We start from the raw sequence: 20,326 nt of genomic DNA, 5'->3' as shown, positions 1-20,326 counted from the left end.
TGGCCCCCGTAGTCCAATGGCAGAGACAGAGGACTTAAAATCCTTCCAGTGTCGGTTCGAGTCCGACCGGGGGCACCAGACATCTCATGGCAATAGAGCCCTTCCATCGGACCTTAGCCTCCGCTATTGAACCAATGGGTAGCAGCGACAGCACATAGAGATGTGATGACTAACGGGTCGCGGGTCAGGACCTTGAATATTTGCCTCAAATCACTTAGGCTAAATCTATGAAACGGAACAAGGCTAGTTTGCTACTAAGCGCAGTTCTTGTTTGTTCACTTTTCCTCTCTCACTTGCAAACTGCAACTGCAGCTGAACGAAAAAAACCAAGTTGGTTCGCTAGTTGTCCTGAAGTAATTGATGCCACGCCCAATATTGAAACCAAGAAGACTCAATTCTTGAGGTTTCTAAACACGGGACAAGAGTTCACACTGCTTGCAACAAATTCTGTCGACCCTGTTACAGAGCCCCAATCAATCATCGGATGCTATGTAATCGAAGATTCAGTTATCGAACGAGATTTGTCACCCGAGTGGCAGATTGGTTCATTAAACCGTGATGTAAATGGGTTTTACTTCAAGAATGCCGCAGGCATTGTTTGGCGACTTTCATTGAGCGCTGATGGACAAACTTTCGAAACTCTTCCTGGATCCTTGTATTACAAAGCCGGGCAGGGATTCCGTATCAATGAAGTAATTCCTAAAGCAATAGATTGCAAGGTAAAGGACTCAAGATTGGGTCCTATTCGATTAGGATTTCCACGAAACTCTGATCGCGTTCCTCAATTTGGTGTTACTCAAAATCTAATCATAGTTGTGGATTTTCCAGACGCGAGGATAACTGAGAGTCTTGAATCTGTTGTCAACAATACTTTGTCACCAGCAACAGTCGAAAAGTTCTTTGCTGCGAGCACAAACGGGAAGTTTTCCCCAAAATTTTCGATCTTTCCATCCATCATTACTTTAAACAGTCTTGATACTACTTTTGCTCCGTTTGCTACAGGACGCTACTTCAATAATGGGGTTCAACAAGATCACAGGCTGGTAAAAGAAGCAGTAAGTCTTGCGAAGTTAAAGGGACAACTTAGTGGCTATTCGAGTATAAATGTTTTCGCCCCAACCTCGAAGTCTTTGGGTTACTACGGTTCTGCGTTTCTCGATCTAGAACTTGATGTCGGGGGAAAACCAGTAAAGAATTCTCAGCTTGTAGGGCAAATTGGAACCGTGAATTCATCGGTTCCTTCGTGGAAAGTATTTGCACACGAGTACGGGCACTTGTTGGGGATGTATGACTATTACATTCCAGGAACAGGAACTACGGGAAAATCACCAGGACCCTTCGACTTTATGGGAAACACGACTGGAACTGCAAATACTTTCTTTGGGTTTCAAAGGTGGGTTCAGGGTTGGATTGAAGACAATGATGTTATTTGTGATTACACAACCAATTCTTCCGTGACACACAGTTTAACTCCACTAAATCAGAATTCGGGTAAGAGACTTTATGTGCATCCAATTAGTGGCTCCCTTGCATTAGTCATCGAATTTAGAACTGAATCTGAATTCGACTCCTTGAAAGGAAACGATGGGCTGCTTGTTTACTTGATTGATATGAAGGTTGCTTCTTTGAAAGGCCCGATCAGTATCCAGCCGTCTGAACAGGATTTGGTTCTCAACCCTCGCGATGATGTAGAGAGATATTCAAGAGCCCCACTTTCAAGTGGTCAATCTGTGAAAGTTGGAGATTTAGTCATACTTGCAGAAGAAGTTTCAAAAGACAGAGCTGCATTCAGGGTGCTAACAAGAGTTGAATTCCAAGCCAGGCAAGATGCAGAGGCTAAAGCAGCTGCGGAACTAAAAGCAAAGCAAGATGCAGAGGCTAAAACAGCTGCCGAATTAAAAGCCAAGCAAGAGGCAGAAGCCAAAGCAGCAGCAGAACTTAAAGCTAAACAAGAAGCGGAGTTGAAGGCGCAACAGGAGGCCACTACTAAAGCTGCATCAGCTAAGAAAACAACCATCACCTGCATCAAGGGCAAACTCACCAAGAAGGTTACTGCTGTGAAACCTAAGTGCCCAGCTGGCTATAAGGTGAAAAAGTAGTTAAATGCGAATCAAACGCCCAGTGTTCCAAGCACAATAATCCAGCCAAGTGCTGATTTAGAGACCAAGCTGAGAACGATGTATGCCTTTTCGCCATAAACATAGGAACTCCACTTGCCGACCTTCTTGTACTGAAGCCACATGTTGATTGCAAATGAATTAAAGAATAAGAAGGTAAGCAAGAAACCAAACTGGGCATAACCAGGAACAGCATCAGAGATATTGTTGATAGAAACCGAGAAATACAGCCCACCCATAATCCATGGAACGATTCCTGCAAGGACTCCGATGTTAAATGGTAGCCAATTGGTTTCTTGTGTTAATTGGTTGTATTTCTCCATTACAAGACCCATCAGGTTCATAATGAAATTCAGTGTAAAGACAAACACAACTGTCGAAAGCTCAATCAAGCCACCAAGCATCAAAAGAACAACGAGCATCAGGGAAGAGCTAAATGCGTATTCCCACCAGCGAATCGGATTTATTTCCTTTTCAATGTTTTGCTCATACTTGCCGATGTAAGCCGGGGATGAGACTACTAAGTGTGCAATCGCTGATAACAAAAGAAAGATCGGTGCGATCAAAGCAATAGGAAACTCAAAGAGCGTCTGACTAACTGGAGCAACTCCATCTGGTGTCTCATCAAAGAAACGAGTGATAACTGGGATAGTTGTTTCATCATTTAGGATAAAAAATAGAATTATTCCCTGAATCAGGTGGGTAACGCCCGCGACTCTGTTGAAGTTTTGTAATTGCTTTCCGGTCTTTGTCTCTGGCTTCATTTTCTCCCCTTGATAGCCCAAGTGATGGGCTAGAAGCCTGAACAATAGGAGTAGAAGCTCAAAAAATAGGCTTGGACGGGCACCTTCCCTAAATTTCTAAGCGGGTTTTAAGCATCCGAGCGTGCACTTACTTAGCCGTAACCCCCACTAAACCGTACGATTGTCCCTGCACCACAACCACCGGAAATTCTGGTGGCCCTACAAAAGGAGAACAAAGATATGCGCAGTTCAAACCCTGTTCTTGGACGGGCGTTTAATCAGCGTGGATACGCTGCATTCGATCCGAGCACAATTAACTCAGACCCAGCAGCGCTAGAGAATTTGTACAACACACCTGCAGCTTCCTCATTACGCACAGGTCGCATGACGATTGATGATGTTGTCACTCGCACAGCGATCATGTTCGCAGTATTGGTAACAGTAGGTGCTGCAGCATGGACGCTTAACCTTGGTGCCGGCGCACTATTGCTCGGCTTCATCGGTGGATTTATCCTTGCGATGGTTAATTCATTTAGCAAGACAGTTAAGCCAGCACTTGCAATTGCATACGCAGCTTTCCAAGGTTTAGCTCTTGGCACGATCAGCAATCTGTACAACACCATGTACGACGGAATTGTTAGCCAAGCAATCTTGGTAACACTCAGTGCATTTACTGGAATGTTGTTTGCTTTCAAGAGCGGACGCATTCGCGTAACACCTAAGTTCACAAAGGTATTGATGACAGCGCTCATCGGTTACCTAGTACTTGCTGTTGTTTCATTGGTGTCTTCATTCATCACCGGAACAAGCATTTACAGCATCGGTGGACTTGGTTTAATCATTGCAACAGGCGGAATGGTTCTTGCAGCTTTCTTCTTGATTCTTGATTTTGATTCAATTCAAAAGGGAATTGCAGCAGGAGCTCCAGAGTCAGAATCATGGAGAGCAGCGTTTGGTCTTATGGTCACAATCGTTTGGTTGTACCTAGAGGTCTTGCGCGTTCTATCTATCTTGCGTGGTAATGACTAATCAGATCTAGTTAAAGATCTTCATCGACGGGCCTCAGGTTTTTAACCTGGGGCCCTTCGACATTTCTGGTCTCTGGAATTCGGTAGACCAGCAGTAAAACAATTGAGAAAATAACTGCCGAAGCTCCAAAAGCGGTTCTGTATGAATAAACATCAGAGATCCAGCCAATAATGATTGGCCCGAAGATCATTCCTGCATCCCCTGCCATTTGGAAGATGGCAATTACTTTGCCGCCTTTACCCTTGATGATGTCTCCAACGATGCTGGCAGGTGTGATTGAAAGATAAGCCCCACCAAAACCCAGAATGATCATAGAAATCATGTACATCAATGGATTAACTGCAAAAGTCAGCACCAAAATTCCGAGAAAGACGATGTTGGCACCAACAATCGATGCAGCTCGTCGGCCCTTTGTGTCTGAATATCGTCCAGCGCGCAAAAGCACGACTCCTTGAACCATTGCAGAAATAGCTAGGCCATAACCAACGATTGCGGTGGTCGAACTCAATTCCTCTGTAACGAAGACGGGCAAGATCGAAGCACGCATTCCGAAGAAAACCCAGGTTCCAATAAAAGCTAAAACCAGGGCAATTCGATACGCAGGCATTGCAAGGGCTTCACCAATAGTTGTGGCTGGTTCATCTGTACTATTTTTAACTTTCGCACCGATTGAATCGCCCTTAAGGAAAATCAGCGCAACTAAACCTGAACAAAGCAACAATCCTGAATACACAAAGAAGGGAGCACGCAAAGAGATTAGAGATAAAACGCCACCAATAGCTGGGCCAGCAATTCCGCCAACAATAAAAGAACCTTGATAGACAGACTGTGCTTGACCACGTTGTGAATCGCTGACAGAACGCAGAATCACCGAACTTGCGGCAACGGAAAACATTGATGAACCAAGACCACCGGCTGCTCTAAAGAAAAGCAGTTGATCGTAACTTTGTGCGATTCCAGCTAAGAAAGTAAAGGCAGAAACCATAAAGATTCCAGTTGAAAACACGGCGCGCTCACCAAATTTGTCTACCAATACACCTGAAATCAAGCCTGAAGCAAAGCGCGTGATTGCAAAGGCTGAAACCATTAATCCAATAGCTGCGTTATTTACACCAAAAGATTTTGCAAAGACTGGAATCGCAGGCATAACAATTCCGAAACCAACTGCAACAAAAAAGGAAGCCGCAACAAGAGAAGAAACTTCGCGGGGTAGATCTCTAAATGGTGATTTCATACTCATAGAAGGTGCAGTCTACTTGTTTGAATGTTGATGGGAGTTGGTTCAGGGGTGGCTCAGAGGTAGTATTCAGGTGTGAAATCAGTTATAGCCGAACATTTAGTAAAGACTTATCGCAATGGCGAAGTCAAAGCACTCAATGACTTATCTCTAGATGTTGAAGAAGGCACTGTTTTAGGCGTACTTGGACCAAATGGTGCAGGAAAAACTACAACTGTCCGAATTCTTGCAACACTACTTAAGCCTGATTCTGGATCTGCAACTGTCGCAGGTATTGATGTCATCAAGCATCCAGACAAAGTGCGTGAACAAATTGGTTTATCAGGTCAATATGCAGCTGTTGATGAAACTTTAACTGGCTGGGATAACTTGGTGATGTTTGGTCGCCTGTATCACCTAGGTCGTCAGAGCTCGATTGATCGCGCTAATGAATTACTAGAACGTTTTGATTTAACTGAAGCTGCACGTCGTCCTATCAAAACTTATTCAGGTGGAATGCGCCGTCGCCTTGATTTAGCAGCATCATTAATTGTTAAGCCAAAGATTTTGTTCTTAGATGAGCCAACAACTGGTTTAGATCCACGTGGTCGCCAAGATATGTGGGGCGTGATCCAAGAGCTTGTTAAGGGCGGAGTAACGCTGCTGCTGACAACACAGTATTTGGAAGAGGCTGATCAATTAGCTGATGAAATCGCGGTTATCGATCGCGGAACAGTTATTGCGCGCGGCACATCCGATGCTTTGAAAAAGCAGGTTGGTGGAGAACGGCTAGAAATCACCGTGGAGCCTGCAGATTTAGATAAGACCAACCAGATTGTGGCCAAGATCAGTGGTCATGCAACGCATGTGGAACTAAGAACTGTAAGTGCTCCGGTCCTTCATGGTTCAAAAGATTTGATGGATGCATTACGAGCAATGGATGATGCCAAGATCCACCCGCTAGATATTGGTTTAAAGCGCCCATCATTAGATGATGTGTTCTTGTCATTAACCGGCCACGTAGCTGAAGAAACTGTTGAAGAACCGGTAGCAAAGAAGAAGAGGGGCGCTAAAAAATGAAAAATGTGATCTTTGATTCAATGATCATTACAAAGCGACAAATTCTCCAACTTGCTCGAGTTCCAGAACTACTAGTCTTCTCAACAATCCAGCCAGTAATGTTTGTGCTTTTGTTCCGCTATGTATTTGGTGGCTCAATCGACACTGGCCAGCCAGGCGGATATGTACAGCTATTGATGCCTGGAATCTTCGTTCAAACCGTTGCTTTCACCTTGGCATCAACGGCAGTTGGCTTAGCTGAAGACATGAAGAAGGGTTTGATTGATCGCTTTAGATCTCTGCCAATTTCACGCGGTGCGGTAATTATTGGCCGCACATTTGGTGATGCACTACTGAACATTTTGGTACTAGTAGTTATGGCTGCTGCTGGATATGCAGTTGGCTGGCGTCCGACTTCAGGAATTCTGCAAACAACCCTTGCCTTCCTGTTTCTCTTTATGTTTGGTTACGCACTTTCCTGGATCGGAATTTTGGTTGGTCTGTCAGTCAAAGAAGCTCGTACCGTTCAAAGCGTAGGTTTCTTGGTTACTTTCCCGCTGACTTTCTTATCAAACGCTTTTGCACCAACCACCGGAATGCCACGTGCGTTGCAGTACTTTGCTGAGTGGAATCCAGTCTCAACCATGGTTGCAGCCTGTCGCCAATTATTTGGCCTAGAAAATGAATTTGGTGCCACGGCAAATTCCTGGCCAAGCCAGTACCCACTAGCCACTTCACTGCTCTATATGGTTATTTTGATGGCAATCTTTATTCCACTGAGTATTCGTAAGTACAAGAACTACTCAAGCTAATTTAAAGGTAGAACTCGGCCGCCACAATCTCAACTGAGATTTCACGGCCATTAGGTGCTGTGTAAGAAACTTTTGCACCAATCTCTTGGCCAAGTACTGCCGCACCCAGTGGAGATTTCTCGCTGTAAACATCTAGATCACCCGATGAAATTTCGCGAGACCCAATTAAAAACTTCATTTCGTCGCCAGCAATAATTGCGGTTACAACCATTCCTGCGCCAACTTTTCCATCCGCACTAGCTGGTGGAGTGCCAATGTGTGCATTTTCCAACATTTGCTTTAGCTGACGAATACGCGCTTCCATTTTTCCTTGCTCGTCGCGCGCTGCGTGGTAACCACCATTTTCCTTTAAATCACCTTCGGCACGCGCGGCTTCAATTTTTGCAGTGACCTCTTTGCGACCGGGACCTTCGAGCTGGGTCAGCTCAGCACGCAAGCGATCTGCGGCTTCTTGGGTCAACCATGTCTGTGTCATAAGGGGTAACGGTACTGGTTACTTACTTGGCACGACAACTGGATACATCAGCGTTGACCGCTTCGCTACGCGTAGGAACTTCAGTGATCAGTTCAACCTTAGATTTTCCTGCAGGAATCTCTTGATCAATCTGTCCAACAATATTTTTGTCAAAGTCACGCGCAATCAGGGTGCACATCACCACTTGATTGCTGTCCTGCCTTTCAATGAAGTAGCGCACCGATGCGGCGCGATCATCAGTAATTGTGAAGGAAACAAGCTGAGAGCGAAGCGGCGGATTGGAGTGATAAAGCGCCGACCACACAAGCCAACCGATTCCGAGAATGCCGACAACAAGGGCTATCGCAGGCCAACGTGTGGCTTTGGTAACCCCGTATCGTTCTTCGTAGTTGAACGGCTTTTCACTTTGCATGACATGATTATCGCATGGAACAAGAAGAAATCTTCATGGGATCTGCGGGCTCCCTTACGGTGGGTATTTTGCTGATCGCCGTGGTCTTTTTGATGCGCAGTTTTTACAAGCGCTTCATGGGCGTAGATCGAAGCGATGACTCAACCGAATAATTTTCTTGCAAAGATTTTTCAAGGTGTTGCCGTACTTGCGATTGCAGCACTCTTTGTCGGACTAGGTTTTTGGCAACTGCAACGTGCCGCAGATTTAAAAGAAAGTTTAAAAGTTGCTCGGACAGTTGATACAAATGTTGTTACCTTGCAATCAGTTGCACAGCCTCGGACAGCTCTAGGGGAAGCAGCATTTAACCGAACAGTTTCTTTGACCGGAAAATACATCGCTAATTTCAGAGCCCCCAATCAAGTTGATGGAAATGGCGTGGTTGCTGATTGGGAAGTTGCACTTGCCCAAGTTGATGAGCGATCAGCAATTTTGGTTGTTCGGGGGTTATGGTCTGAACGTTTGCTCAACCCAGAAATTCAGCAATCAATGAATATTGATATCCAAGGTGTTTTAGTTGCGAGCCAATTCGCAGATCGCGCCGACAACGTTCCCGGCATTATTTCCAGATTAGATAGCGCAGTTGTTGTCGGACTGACCGATTTGGATTTGTATGACGGCTACATCCAGGCCAGATCCGAATCTGTTGGAGGGGCCCAACTGGAGCGCTCCCGAATCACCGAAGAAAAGATCAATCCCAAAATCCCTGGCTACTACTGGCAGCACATTTCCTATGTGGTCATTTGGTGGCTCATGACCGCAGTGGTGCTGTACCTACCCTTCTATCGCCGTAGAGTTACCCCATGAGCAGTTCAGTCAAGAGATTTAGATTCATGGCCATAATCGCCGGCATCATGTCCATCTTGTTGTGGTTTGTAGATCTGCCCGTGGTGTACCTATTTGATAATCAAGACTGGAAGGCCGCAGTTGCGTGGATTCCATTTGTTCATGGATGGATTTACGCGGTCTATGTGCTTGTTGCCCTGCAGTTTTCAGTCAAGGCGCATTGGCCACTAAGAAAGATCATCTGGCTTATCTTGGCCGGCACACTTCCATTTGCATCAATTGCCGCGGAGCGCAGAGTTGTTCGACAGTATTCGTGATTTAGTTAAGTCTCTGATCTACCCACTGTACGAGTGGCGTCTGATTCGTTCTCTAGATTTTTCAAAGACCCCACAGCATGTTGGTGTCATTCTTGATGGCAACCGGCGATGGGCTAAATCCAATCCGACTAGTAATGATCCCCACGGCCATAAAGCCGGTGCCAACAAGATCATCGATTTCTTGGGGTGGTGTGATGATGCCCAAGTTAAGGTCGTAACTCTGTGGTTGTTATCAACGGATAATTTCAAGCGCTCGCAAGAAGAAATCGATGAGTTGCTAAAGATTATTGGAAACACCGTGGATGAACTTGCGGCCACCGGTCGCTGGAATATCAAGGCGGTTGGTGCGTTAGATCTGCTGCCACCATGGCTTGAAGAAAAACTGAGCTCCTTAAAACCGATTCGAAGTGATGGGGTCGAAGTCAACGTGGCCATTAGTTATGGCGGGCGTCGCGAAATTGTTGATGCGGTGAAGAACTACTTGACCGAAGAAGAAGCTGCCGGCCATTCGATCAAGGATGCCCAAGAGAAGTTAACTGCCGAAGACATTTCAAAGTATTTATACACCGCAGGACAACCTGATCCCGAGCTGTTGATCCGCACCTCTGGTGAACAACGCCTTGGTGGCTTCTTGTTATGGCAAAGTGCTTTATCTGAATTTTACTTTTGCGAGGCGTACTGGCCAGATTTTCGTCACCTAGATTTTCTGCGCGCACTGCGTTCTTACTCTGTGAGACAACGTCGTTTCGGTTCATAAATCGCAACCAAGAATTTACCTAGTTCTATCGCGTGTCTGCGCAAAATTCATTGCTGACAGTTCTACCTTTTTACTGTCCGAAGCACACCCGGCGATCACAATTAAATCTAGGAGCAAGCATTGGCTGCAAAAGGTCAAAAAGCTAAGAAAACCTTTGTTTTAGATACCAGTGTTTTGCTCGCAGACCCCGGGGCGCTCTATAGATTTGCCGAACATGAAGTCATCATCCCGATCGCAGTTATCGGAGAGCTTGAAACCAAACGAGATCACCCCGAATTGGGCTACTTTGCCCGTGCCGCCCTGCGCGCATTAGATGATCTGCGCGTTTCCCATGGTCGCCTTGATAAAGCGCTGACTATTACGCCAGAAGGTGGAACTCTTTCGGTCGAGCTGAACCACACAGATCTTTCGACCTTGCCACATGGATTCCTTCGAGATGGCACCAATGATTCACGAATCCTGGCAATTGCTAAAAACTTAATGTCTGATGGAAAAGATGTAGTCCTTGTAACTAAGGATCTGCCACTTCGAGTCAAAGCATCATCGGTCGGTGTGGAAGCCCAGGAGTATTTGGCCGAACTTGTATCAAATAGTGGTTGGACCGGAATTGAAGATTTGGATGTCAGTCACAGTGTCATCGATGATTTGTACGCCGGCGACTTTGCAGATCATGAAGCCGCCCACCAGTTGCCAGTCCATACCGGTGTGGTCCTGCATTCTGAAAAAGGATCGGCGCTAGCCCGAGTTACTGAAAGCAAGCAACTGAAATTAGTACGAGGTGATCGCCAAGCTTTTGGTTTGCATGGTCGCAGCGCCGAACAACGAATCGCACTAGATATCTTGCTCGATGAAAACATTGGAATCGTTTCGCTGGGTGGCCGGGCCGGAACTGGAAAGTCCGCCCTTGCCTTGTGCGCCGGACTTGAAGCGGTTATGGAAAAACGCCTTCACAAAAAGGTCGTCATCTTCCGTCCGTTGTATCCAGTCGGCGGCCAAGAGCTGGGATATCTGCCCGGCTCAGAGGGTGAAAAAATGTCCCCTTGGGCCCAAGCGGTTTTCGATACTTTGGGCGCTCTAGTTAGCCAACCCGTCATTGATGAAATCATCGACCGCGGCCTGATTGAAGTTCTGCCCCTGACCCATATCCGCGGCCGCTCGCTGCATGACTCCTTTGTGATCGTGGACGAAGCCCAATCCTTGGAACGGGGAGTCCTGCTGACCGTCCTTTCCAGAATCGGAACCGCCTCCAGAGTCGTCCTGACTCACGATGTTGCCCAACGCGACAACCTGCGGGTCGGTCGCCATGACGGAGTTGTCGCGGTTGTTGAAACTTTGAAGGGCCATCCGCTCTTTGCCCATGTGACTCTGACCCGAAGCGAGCGCTCGCCAATTGCAGCCTTGGTAACTGAAATGCTGGAAGGTCCCGCCGGCAGTTAACCGGCGAGTTTACGAGCCGGTCACTATGAATAGCCCGGTAGCGACATGGCTCCAAAAGGACCAGAATCTATCTCACAGTCACATTTCGGACATATCGGACATTACCCTTTCTGACCTGCGGTTTTACCTATCCACAGCATTCTGATTTCCTGAGAATTTCCGACTCCCGCCCACTTTGATTTGCCGATGAGCCCTATCTACGGCACCTTAAAGGCATTCCCCTTAAGTCAATCAGCCTCATTTGAGGCTGATCGGCCATGGCGAGAAACCGTGGGTGAGTACCGGCGGGTGAGTAGAAGAGAAAAGGAGTCAAGGCATGAAAGCTTTTAATAAGTCAGCACGATCAGTTGCCATCCTTGGCATCTCATCCTCACTGCTTTTGGTTGCCACCTTGCTACCAGCGGCCAATGCCCTTGAACTTTCAGTGACCTCTAGTGTCGAACTGGATAGCGCCAAGAGCGCCCTAGTCATCGAGGATGGAACCACCGGCTCACTCTTTGCCGAGGATGACCTGACCGCCACTGCCTCGGGTGCGATCTTTTCAAGCAAACTAGCTTTGGTTTCAGTTGTTAGCCGCCAAGTTGAATTAGCCCGAACACCGCAAGGTGCGAAAAAAGTTGCCAAGGCCATCCTGCTGGATGAGTATGGCTTTGCAGAAAAGCAGTACACATGTTTGAGCCAGTTGTGGACCAAGGAAAGTAACTGGAACTACAAGTCACGGAATAAAAAATCTGGGGCTCATGGAATTCCTCAAGCCCTGCCAGCCAGCAAGATGAGCGTTATCTCAACTGATTGGCGTACCAATCCAGTAACTCAGATCCGTTGGGGACTGCGCTACATCAGCATTCGTTACGAGACACCTTGTAAGGCGTTGGCAAAGCACAAGCGAAGCAACTGGTACTAAGCCGCTCCTTTATCTTTTAACGTCGGGCTTTAAACCTCTGAACGCCGGCCTATTGTTAAGGGCTTGCTGGTAGAGGCAAAGAAATCATTGCCCTTGTCATTAACAACAATGAAGGCCGGGAAATCTACGACATCGATTTTCCACACCGCTTCCATACCTAGTTCTTCAAAATCTAAGACCTCAACTTTTTTGATGCAATCTAATGCCAGGCGAGCTGCCGGCCCACCAATTGATCCCAGATAAAAACCGCCATGTGAATTACATGCATCGGTGACAGCTTTTGAACGGTTGCCCTTTGCAAGCATCACCATAGAGCCACCTTGTGACTGGAAGTAATCAACATAAGAATCCATACGGCCTGCAGTTGTTGGACCAAAGGAACCGGATGCGTACCCTTCTGGAGTCTTGGCCGGACCTGCGTAATAAACCGCGTAATTCTTCAAGTATTCAGGCATTGGCTTGCCCTCATCCATCATCGCTTTGATCTTGGCATGGGCTAAATCGCGAGCCACAACAAGGGTGCCGGTTAAGGAAAGACGGGTCTTTACTGGGTGCTTTGAAAGCTCAGCCAGAACCGCACTCATTGGCTGATTCAGATCAATTGCTACAACATCATCATTTAAATGTTCATCTGTTGTCTCGGGCAAGAAATGTGCAGGATCCCGTTCTAGCTCTTCCAGGAAAATTCCATCTTTGGTGATCTTGGCCTTGGCCTGGCGATCTGCAGAACATGAAACCGCAATAGCAATCGGCAGGGATGCACCGTGGCGGGGCAGGCGAACTACGCGAACATCGTGACAGAAGTACTTGCCACCAAACTGGGCGCCAATTCCTAAGGTGCGGGTCAACTCCAAAACTTTTTGCTCTAATTCAGTATCGCGGAAGCCGTGACCAGTTGCCGCATCACCTGATGTTGGCAAAGAATCCAAATACTTAGTACTTGCCAGCTTTGCCGTCTTTACTGTGTGTTCGGCACTTGTTCCGCCGATGACAATTGCCAAGTGATACGGAGGGCAAGCCGCGGTTCCAATAGAGCGCAGTTTTTCATCCAACCAGGTCATAAATGATGTTGGGTTTAAAACCGCTTTGGTCTCTTGATACAAAAATGATTTATTGGCACTGCCGCCGCCTTTAGCGATGTAGAGCAAGTTGTATTCATTCTGGTGATCACTATCGGCATAGATTTCAATCTGGGCGGGCAGGTTATTGCCGGTGTTCTTTTCTTCCCAAGTTGTAACAGGGGCCATCTGTGAATACCGAAGATTTAACTGGGTGTAGGCATCATAAATTCCTTGCGAAATCGCGACTTCATCTTTGCCGGTCGTTAAGACGTACTGGCCCTTTTTGCCCATAACTAGTGCTGTGCCGGTGTCTTGGCACATTGGCAAGATGCCACCTGCTGCGATGTTGGCATTTTTCAAAAGGTCGATGGCAACAAAGCGATCATTGGCAGAAGCCTCTGGGTCTTTAACAATATTTGTTAACTGCTGTAAATGTTCAGCGCGCAGGTAATGGTTGATGTCATGAATTGCTTCTGAGGTTAACTTTTCGAGGGCAGCTGGTTCAACCTGTAAAAACTCTTTATCGCCAAGCTTTACAACCGATACGCCTTCTTTGCTGACAAGGCGGTATTTGGTCTTATCTTCGCCCAGTGGCAAAAGATCTGAATATGAAAAGTTTGGCATCGTCTTTACGAATCGCTAGTCGGCTTTACTGAATCAAGCTTCTTCTTTGCCCCATCTAGCCATTCCTGACAGATCTTGGCTAACTCTTCGCCGCGCTCCCAGAGCTTCAAAGACTCTTCTAACGTTGCGCTGCCCGCTTCAAGGGATTCAACAACTTCGGCTAACTCGTCTCGAGCTGCTTCATATGAGATCTTCTTCGCTTCGGCCATGGTCTAAATCTACTCTCTTCTTTGCTGTGGTGTGATTTTTAGTTACCGAGCGCTGTGGCTTTGGTCTCGCCCTTTGCAAGACGAAGTCGCAATTCATCGCCGGCCTTTAACTTCTTTGGATCTGTCACGATTTGGCCATCGGCTAACTGCACTACTGAATACCCGCGGTCCAACGTTGATTGTGGCGACAAAGCGCGCACGCGAGCCTTGATCTGCTTGAGCTCTTCCTTGGCTAATTTCAAAGATGCCCCAAAGGAGCGATTGGAACGATCGCGCAGCCCAGCAATGATTTCAGCCCTCGTTGTGATCAAAACATGTGGATCCTTCATAACGGGGCGGTTTTTAAAGTTAGTAATACGTGTTGCTTCAAGATCTAAGCGATTTAACAATGTGCGACGGGCTCTATCTCGCATCGCACTGATCATCTGGATCTCTTCAGCGATATCTGGAACAACGCGCTTGGCCGCATCAGTCGGTGTAGATGCTCGGTAATCTGCCACTAAATCTAAAAGTGGTGAATCTTTTTCATGGCCGATCGCAGAAACAATCGGGGTTTCACATGATGCTGCCAATCGCACCAAACCTTCATCACTAAATGGCAGCAGATCTTCAAAGGATCCACCGCCGCGGGTAATGATGATGACTTCAACATCCTTGTTGGCTTCTAGTTCGCGCAAGGCTGCTGAAACTTCAGTGACAGCTGCTGCGCCTTGAACAGTTACTTCGCGAATTTCAAATTGAACACTTGGCCAGCGACGCTTTGCATTTTCAACAACATCTTTTTCAGCATCGGTGTTGCGGCCACAAATTAACCCAATAACTTTTGGCAGCAAGGGCAGCGCAACTTTTCGATCAGAGTTAAATAATCCTTCACCAGCTAAGAGATTTTTCAACGCTTCTAAGCGAGCAAGCAGTTCGCCTACTCCCACCTGTCTAATCTCGCGGGCAGAAAAAGAGAGCGATCCATTTTTGGTGTACCACGATGGTTTTGCATACATAACGATGCGGGCGTTATCGGGTAAAGGCTTGACCGCAGCGATCACAGATTTGTGACACATCACTGAAATAGACATATCAACGCTTGGATCACGAAGGCGCATAAAGGCCATCATTCCGCTGCGTTCATTTAACTCGCTGATCTCGCCCTCAATCCAGATTGGGCCAAGACGTTCGACATAATCCTTGATTGCTTCAGAAACGACCCGAACCGTTGCCGGGGCCTCACTTGAAGTTTCGAACATGGGATGAGCCTAATAGACTGCCCCCATGACTAAGAGAGTTCTGTTGGCAGCGCCTCGCGGATATTGCGCAGGGGTGGATCGCGCCGTGATTACCGTTGAAAAGGCGTTGGCTCTCTATGGCGCACCTGTCTATGTTCGCAAGCAAATCGTGCACAACATCCACGTTGTTACCTCATTAGAAGCAAAAGGAGCGATCTTTGTTGATGAAACCGATGAGATTCCAGAGGGCAAGACCGTTGTCTTTTCAGCCCACGGAGTTTCCCCAATGGTTCACCAAGAAGCAGCTGCGCGAAATCTAAAAACTATTGATGCAACCTGCCCTTTGGTAACCAAGGTTCACCACGAGGTTCGACGCTTTGCAACTGAAGATGCTGAAATTTTGCTTATTGGTCACCATGGCCACGAAGAGGTTGAAGGAACTGCAGGGGAGGCACCTGACAAGGTTCGAATTGTTGATGGCCTCGAAGGTGCGCGTACAATCCAGCCAACACCTGGCAAGAATTTAATCTGGTTATCTCAAACAACGTTATCGGTAGATGAAACTATGGAAACCGTTGCGATTTTGAAAGAGCGTTTTCCAGATATTCAAGCACCGCCAAGTGATGACATTTGTTATGCAACCCAAAATCGTCAAGAGGCAATTAAGGTCATCGCGCCTCAAGCAGATTTAGTAATCGTTGTTGGTTCACAGAATTCAAGTAACTCAGTGCGTTTGGCTGAAGTAGCGTTGGAATATGGCGCAAAGGTTTCGCACTTAATTGATTACGCCGAAGAGATTCAGGATCACTGGTTTACAGATGTTGAAACTATTGGTGTGACTAGCGGTGCATCGGTACCAGAGATCTTGGTTAAGGATGTTTTGGCGACCTTGGCTGAACATGGATTCCGTGATGTGCAGGAAATTACTGCAGCCGAAGAGACTTTGCTGTTTTCACTTCCACCTGAGCTTCGTAAAGATATGAAAGCCGCTGGCCAGGTTTAATCTGCTTGCTTGGCAGTTCTCTTCTTTGACGGCTTTGCCTTTGCTTTTTCATTCAAGTACACAAACCAGCCATAGAGCGCTGAAATAATCAAAAATGGGGCTTCCGATGCAAGGGCTGCGATGAAATCAATTCCAACTCGTGAAGGTCTAAAGCCATCCAGCAAAATCGTAAAAAGAAGTGCGGATCCGGCAAAAGCCAGCGGGGGAGTTACGGCAGAAACATAGGTAGTTCCAGGGCGACCAAAGCGAAGTGAACCAAAGGTGGCCGCACAAATTGCGATTCCCGTAAGGATTCCAACACCGGTACGGATTGTCATCTCAATGAAAACAAAGAAACCGATAAACAGGAACTGCAAAACAACGATGCCTTGCTTCTTTAATCCAGGACCCTGGATTTGAATCTTTTGAAGTGTGCTCATCGCTCATCTACCTCTTCTGCATCAATGTAATCATCGCCGCTTTCTAGTTCAGCGTTTTTTAAATCGCGAACATCGCCAGGGGCTTCAGGATACTCAATAGCCAACTTATCTTTATCTCCGGCAACTCCCAAGTTATGGATCCGTCGAGCGGGAGCCAAAACCGTCTTTTCCGCTGTTGGGACCAGATCTTCATATGCCTTAGATGTTGATGAGATCGCTTTGCCAACGGCCACAATCTTGGTGTGTAGCAAAGTGATGTTCTTCAAGAATGTGCTTGCCATCTTTTGAATTTCATCAGCATTTTCAGCTAACTTGTTGCGGGTAAAGATGTAACCAATTGTGCGCAATAGCGCCATCATGGATGTTGGGGTTGCCACGGTAACCCCAACTTTGAAAGCCTTTTCCAGGAACATCGGATCAAGGCGCAAAGCCTCTGATAGCAAGGTTTCAAAGGGAACAAAGAGAACAACAAAATCAGGTGAACCCTGGGACTTGTGATACCCACGCTTTGCCAGCGCTTCTACATGCTTTAACAAATCCTTAGTGTGCTGCGCCAGGTATTCGTCACGCTGTGATTGATCATCAGTTCCGAAGGCTTCTAGGAAACGTTCAAATGGAAACTTGGAGTCAATAAACAATTGCGAACCACCAGGCATGTTCACGGTGACATCTGGAATACCTGATGAATCAGAATCTGTGGTTGATCGTTGCGCGGTGTATTCATGTCCTTCACGAAGTCCTGCTTGCTGAAGTAAGAGCTCCAGTTGTGCTTCGCCAAATTTTCCACGTGTCTGCGAATTTGATAAGGCGCCCGCAATTTTCTTGGTTTCATCAAAGATTGATTCCGACGCACGACGCATTTCCAGAATTGTTGTATTGAGCTTGGCTTCAGCTTCAGTACGGATGCGATTTGCTTCGTTGGATTGGGTCGTTAACTTTGAAACAGAATCCTTAACCGCCAGCAATTCAGCATTTAATGTGATCGCAGTTTCTGTCTTTTTACGTTCGGCATCTAACTGAGCCTTGTAATCATCGAGCAGGGCTTGATTGCCCGCCGAATCCTTGGATTTCAGGGCTGAGAGCAGGTATCCGATCGCAGATCCTGCGATAAGTCCTATTAATAGGGTCACTACGTAAGCGGGCATGGGCCTATCGTGGCAGGGAGCACTGACAATCCCGCGTAGGCTTACCCCAGTGAGCCTCTCTATCGGAATCGTCGGACTGCCAAATGTCGGAAAGTCGACCCTTTTTAATGCTCTGACTAAGAACAACGTTCTGGCCGCTAACTACCCTTTCGCCACCATCGAGCCCAATGTGGGAATCGTGGGAGTGCCAGATGAGCGAATTGCCCAGCTAGCCCAGATTTTTTCTTCAGAAAAACTCTTGCCAGCAGTTGTTTCCTTCGTTGATATCGCCGGAATCGTAAAAGGCGCATCCGAAGGTGCCGGCCTTGGCAACAAGTTCCTTACAAATATTCGTGACACCGATGCAATCTGTCAGGTGATCCGTGTTTTCAATGATGGCGATGTTGTTCACGTTGATGGGCGAATCGATCCAGCATCTGACATGGAAACGATCAATACTGAATTAGCGCTCGCGGATTTACAGACAATTGAAAAGGCGATTCCGCGTCTTGAAAAAGAAGCACGCGTTGCCAAAGAAAAGGCACCAGTTCTAGAAGCAGTAAAAGCTGCTAATGATTGGTTGCAATCTGGAAAGCCGTTGTCGCAAAGTTCAATTGACCGCGAACTGTTGGCCGAACTTCATTTGTTAACTGCCAAGCCTTTCTTATATGTATTTAATGTAGATGCTGCTGAATTAAATGATCCAGAACTTAAGGCAAAGCTGCAGGCACTTGTTGCACCAGCTGAAGCAATTTTCTTGGATGCAAAAACAGAGGCAGAACTAGCAGAACTCAGCGATGAGGATGCATTGGAATTGTTGCAATCAATTGGTTTGAAAGAACCAGGTCTTGCAACCTTGGCACGTGTTGGCTTCGATACGTTGGGATTGCAGACATATTTAACTGCAGGTCCAAAAGAAGCTCGCGCGTGGACGATTCACAAAGGTGACACCGCACCCATGGCCGCTGGTGTTATTCATACTGATTTCCAAAAGGGATTTATTAAGGCTGAAATCGTCAGCTTTGAAGATCTCATTGCCGCAGGATCTATGGCTGAAGCGAAAGCTAAGGGCAAGGTTCGTATGGAAGGCAAGGAATATGTAATGGCCGATGGAGATGTAGTGGAGTTCAGATTCAATGTCTAAGAAGCAAGCACACCTAAAGGATCTACCTGTAAAGACCCGCGATAACCTGCGTAACGTAGCGATCATTGCTCACGTTGACCACGGAAAGACAACACTGGTTGATGCCATGTTGTGGCAATCCGGTGCATTCGCTGCACACAAGGTTCAGGGCGAAGGTCAAGACCGCATGATGGATTCAATGGATCTAGAACGCGAAAAGGGAATTACGATTCTTGCCAAGAACACTGCGGTAAAGCGCGGCGACACAATTGTTAACATCATTGATACTCCGGGCCACGCCGACTTTGGTGGCGAAGTAGAGCGCGGACTTGAAATGGTTGATGGCGTTATCTTGTTGGTTGATGCTTCCGAAGGTCCACTGCCACAAACACGTTTCGTTTTGCGTAAAGCACTTGAAAAGAATTTGCCAGTTATTTTGGTGATCAACAAGGTTGACCGTCCCGATTCACGTATTGCTGAAGTTGTTGACGAAGCTTACGAATTGTTCCTTGATCTTGGAGCAAATGAAGAGCAGATTGAATTCCCAGTTGTCTATGCATCAGCTAAAGCTGGTCGTGCATCATTGACACGTCCTGCAGATGGTGGAATGCCAGAAGAGACAAACCTAGATGTTTTGTTTGACACTATCTTCTCTGCAATTCCAGCACCTGTGTATCACGAAGGTGCACCATTGCAGGCACACGTTACAAACCTTGACTCATCTCCATTCTTGGGTCGTCTTGCACTATGTCGCGTACGCGAAGGTGTTATTAAAAAGGGCCAATCTGTTACATGGATTAAGACAGATGGAACAACAGAGCGCGTAAAGATTTCAGAGCTATTGATCACTGAAGCGCTAGATCGCGTTCCAGCACTAGAAGCACACCCTGGCGACATCATCGCGGTAGCCGGTATCGACACAATTACATTGGGCGAAACCCTGGCTGATAATGAAAATCCACATGCACTTCCTTTAATCATCGTTGATGAACCATCTATTTCGATGACAATCGGTATCAATACATCACCACTAGCGGGCAAGAGCGGCAAATTGCTTACTGCTCGCCAAGTTAAGGGACGTCTGGATGCAGAGCTAGTTGGTAACGTTTCATTGCGCGTTCTCAATACTGATCGCCCAGATACGTGGGAAGTTCAGGGCCGCGGAGAACTTCAGCTAGCAGTACTTGTTGAAATCATGAAGCGCGAAGGTTTCGAACTAACTGTTGGTAAGCCGCAGGTAGTTATTAAGAAGATTGATGGCAAGGTTCACGAGCCAATGGAGCGTTTAACAATTGATGCACCAGAAGAGTACTTAGGTGTTCTTACTCAATTGATGGCGCTTCGTAAGGGTCGCATGGAGCAAATGGTTAATCATGGAACTGGCTGGATCCGTCTTGATTACAAGGTTCCATCACGTGGACTTATTGGTTTCCGTACCGA

Annotated in this window: 22 protein-coding genes and 1 tRNA gene; 14 read left to right on the top strand and 9 right to left on the bottom strand. The window is 46.9% G+C overall.

Features of this window, described 5'->3' with window-relative positions:
• Positions 1-2 precede the first annotated feature (2 nt).
• A tRNA-Leu gene (locus AC9UC2_RS07200) sits at positions 3-78 on the top strand.
• Positions 79-227: 149 nt separating this feature from the next.
• Entirely contained in the window at positions 228-2,099 is a 1,872-nt protein-coding gene (locus AC9UC2_RS07195; RefSeq protein ID WP_509526910.1) for a metallopeptidase domain-containing protein, read from the top strand.
• 11 nt (positions 2,100-2,110) lie between these two features.
• Here the strand turns inward: AC9UC2_RS07195 and heR are convergent, their stop codons facing one another.
• On the bottom strand, positions 2,111-2,881 hold the full coding sequence (gene heR / locus AC9UC2_RS07190) for a heliorhodopsin HeR (RefSeq protein ID WP_509526908.1): 771 nt from the start codon (positions 2,879-2,881) through the stop codon (positions 2,111-2,113).
• Positions 2,882-3,100: 219 nt separating this feature from the next.
• Between heR and AC9UC2_RS07185 the strand changes: the two genes are divergently transcribed.
• Complete coding sequence (locus tag AC9UC2_RS07185) at positions 3,101-3,889, top strand: Bax inhibitor-1/YccA family protein (RefSeq protein ID WP_509526906.1); 789 nt, start codon at positions 3,101-3,103, stop codon at positions 3,887-3,889.
• A 10-nt stretch (positions 3,890-3,899) separates the two neighbouring features.
• On the opposite strand, the gene AC9UC2_RS07180 is transcribed toward AC9UC2_RS07185, so the two are convergent.
• Positions 3,900-5,129, bottom strand: coding sequence for an MFS transporter (locus tag AC9UC2_RS07180; RefSeq protein ID WP_509526904.1), 1,230 nt, complete (start codon positions 5,127-5,129; stop codon positions 3,900-3,902).
• A 72-nt stretch (positions 5,130-5,201) separates the two neighbouring features.
• Between AC9UC2_RS07180 and AC9UC2_RS07175 the strand changes: the two genes are divergently transcribed.
• The gene (locus AC9UC2_RS07175) at positions 5,202-6,185 is read left to right on the top strand and encodes an ATP-binding cassette domain-containing protein (protein ID WP_509526902.1); all 984 of its coding nucleotides are present in this window, start codon (positions 5,202-5,204) and stop codon (positions 6,183-6,185) included.
• Positions 6,182-6,976, top strand: coding sequence for an ABC transporter permease (locus AC9UC2_RS07170; RefSeq protein ID WP_509526900.1), 795 nt, complete (start codon positions 6,182-6,184; stop codon positions 6,974-6,976). The genes AC9UC2_RS07175 and AC9UC2_RS07170 overlap by 4 nt, the downstream gene beginning before the upstream one ends.
• A 1-nt stretch (position 6,977) precedes the next feature.
• Here the strand turns inward: AC9UC2_RS07170 and greA are convergent, their stop codons facing one another.
• Together greA and AC9UC2_RS07160 are read right to left on the bottom strand one after the other, a co-directional pair.
• Positions 6,978-7,451 (bottom strand): transcription elongation factor GreA, encoded by a 474-nt coding sequence (greA, locus tag AC9UC2_RS07165; protein WP_509526899.1) that lies wholly within the window; start codon positions 7,449-7,451, stop codon positions 6,978-6,980.
• Between the two features lie 22 nt (positions 7,452-7,473).
• Positions 7,474-7,863 carry a DUF4307 domain-containing protein gene (locus tag AC9UC2_RS07160; protein ID WP_509526897.1) on the bottom strand — a complete coding sequence of 130 codons (390 nt, stop codon included), beginning with the start codon at positions 7,861-7,863 and terminating at the stop codon, positions 7,474-7,476.
• A gap of 14 nt (positions 7,864-7,877) precedes the next feature.
• On the opposite strand from AC9UC2_RS07160, the gene AC9UC2_RS07155 reads away from it, so the two are divergent.
• The 6 genes from AC9UC2_RS07155 to AC9UC2_RS07130 all read left to right on the top strand — a co-directional run bounded on the left by AC9UC2_RS07155 (position 7,878) and on the right by AC9UC2_RS07130 (position 12,103).
• Entirely contained in the window at positions 7,878-8,015 is a 138-nt protein-coding gene (locus tag AC9UC2_RS07155; protein ID WP_509526895.1) for a hypothetical protein, read from the top strand.
• Positions 7,999-8,709: an SURF1 family protein gene (locus tag AC9UC2_RS07150; protein WP_509526893.1), complete on the top strand. Its 711-nt coding sequence runs from the start codon at positions 7,999-8,001 to the stop codon at positions 8,707-8,709. The genes AC9UC2_RS07155 and AC9UC2_RS07150 overlap by 17 nt, the downstream gene beginning before the upstream one ends.
• Entirely contained in the window at positions 8,706-9,005 is a 300-nt protein-coding gene (locus AC9UC2_RS07145; protein WP_509526891.1) for a DUF3817 domain-containing protein, read from the top strand. The genes AC9UC2_RS07150 and AC9UC2_RS07145 overlap by 4 nt, the downstream gene beginning before the upstream one ends.
• Positions 8,986-9,762, top strand: a complete 777-nt coding sequence (locus AC9UC2_RS07140; protein ID WP_509526889.1) for an isoprenyl transferase — start codon at positions 8,986-8,988, stop codon at positions 9,760-9,762. Before AC9UC2_RS07145 ends, AC9UC2_RS07140 begins: the two co-directional genes overlap by 20 nt.
• Positions 9,763-9,882: 120 nt before the next feature.
• A complete protein-coding gene (gene phoH2, locus AC9UC2_RS07135) occupies positions 9,883-11,199 on the top strand; it encodes an RNA 5'-3' helicase PhoH2 (RefSeq protein WP_509526887.1) in 1,317 nt (438 codons plus the stop codon).
• A 316-nt stretch (positions 11,200-11,515) separates the two neighbouring features.
• Positions 11,516-12,103 carry an aggregation-promoting factor C-terminal-like domain-containing protein gene (locus AC9UC2_RS07130; RefSeq protein ID WP_509526885.1) on the top strand — a complete coding sequence of 196 codons (588 nt, stop codon included), beginning with the start codon at positions 11,516-11,518 and terminating at the stop codon, positions 12,101-12,103.
• 29 nt (positions 12,104-12,132) lie between these two features.
• Here AC9UC2_RS07130 and AC9UC2_RS07125 read toward each other — a convergent pair whose 3' ends face one another.
• From AC9UC2_RS07125 to xseA, 3 genes are read right to left on the bottom strand one after another with little or no spacing between them, the layout of a single operon-like run.
• On the bottom strand, positions 12,133-13,788 hold the full coding sequence (locus tag AC9UC2_RS07125; RefSeq protein WP_509526883.1) for a fumarate hydratase: 1,656 nt from the start codon (positions 13,786-13,788) through the stop codon (positions 12,133-12,135).
• Between the two features lie 5 nt (positions 13,789-13,793).
• Entirely contained in the window at positions 13,794-13,997 is a 204-nt protein-coding gene (locus AC9UC2_RS07120) for an exodeoxyribonuclease VII small subunit (RefSeq protein ID WP_509526881.1), read from the bottom strand.
• Positions 13,998-14,035: 38 nt separating this feature from the next.
• Positions 14,036-15,238, bottom strand: a complete 1,203-nt coding sequence (xseA, locus tag AC9UC2_RS07115; protein ID WP_509526879.1) for an exodeoxyribonuclease VII large subunit — start codon at positions 15,236-15,238, stop codon at positions 14,036-14,038.
• Between the two features lie 25 nt (positions 15,239-15,263).
• Between xseA and AC9UC2_RS07110 the strand changes: the two genes are divergently transcribed.
• On the top strand, positions 15,264-16,220 hold the full coding sequence (locus AC9UC2_RS07110) for a 4-hydroxy-3-methylbut-2-enyl diphosphate reductase (protein ID WP_509526877.1): 957 nt from the start codon (positions 15,264-15,266) through the stop codon (positions 16,218-16,220).
• On the opposite strand, the gene AC9UC2_RS07105 is transcribed toward AC9UC2_RS07110, so the two are convergent.
• Together AC9UC2_RS07105 and AC9UC2_RS07100 are read right to left on the bottom strand one after the other, a co-directional pair.
• On the bottom strand, positions 16,217-16,639 hold the full coding sequence (locus tag AC9UC2_RS07105) for a hypothetical protein (protein ID WP_509526875.1): 423 nt from the start codon (positions 16,637-16,639) through the stop codon (positions 16,217-16,219). The genes AC9UC2_RS07110 and AC9UC2_RS07105 overlap by 4 nt on opposite strands.
• Positions 16,636-17,769 carry a DNA recombination protein RmuC gene (locus AC9UC2_RS07100; protein WP_509526873.1) on the bottom strand — a complete coding sequence of 378 codons (1,134 nt, stop codon included), beginning with the start codon at positions 17,767-17,769 and terminating at the stop codon, positions 16,636-16,638. Before AC9UC2_RS07100 ends, AC9UC2_RS07105 begins: the two co-directional genes overlap by 4 nt.
• Positions 17,770-17,833: 64 nt before the next feature.
• Between AC9UC2_RS07100 and ychF the strand changes: the two genes are divergently transcribed.
• Positions 17,834-18,907 carry a redox-regulated ATPase YchF gene (gene ychF / locus AC9UC2_RS07095; protein WP_509526871.1) on the top strand — a complete coding sequence of 358 codons (1,074 nt, stop codon included), beginning with the start codon at positions 17,834-17,836 and terminating at the stop codon, positions 18,905-18,907.
• On the top strand, positions 18,900-20,326 hold a 1,427-nt coding region (locus AC9UC2_RS07090; protein ID WP_509526869.1), incomplete at its 3' end, for a GTP-binding protein. The genes ychF and AC9UC2_RS07090, both read left to right, overlap by 8 nt.

It is taken from the genome of Candidatus Planktophila sp. (genome assembly GCF_036734405.1).
Lineage (GTDB): Bacteria > Actinomycetota > Actinomycetes > Nanopelagicales > Nanopelagicaceae > Planktophila.
Note: the sequence above shows the minus strand (reverse complement) of the source record. Positions and strands in the feature narration are given on the sequence as shown.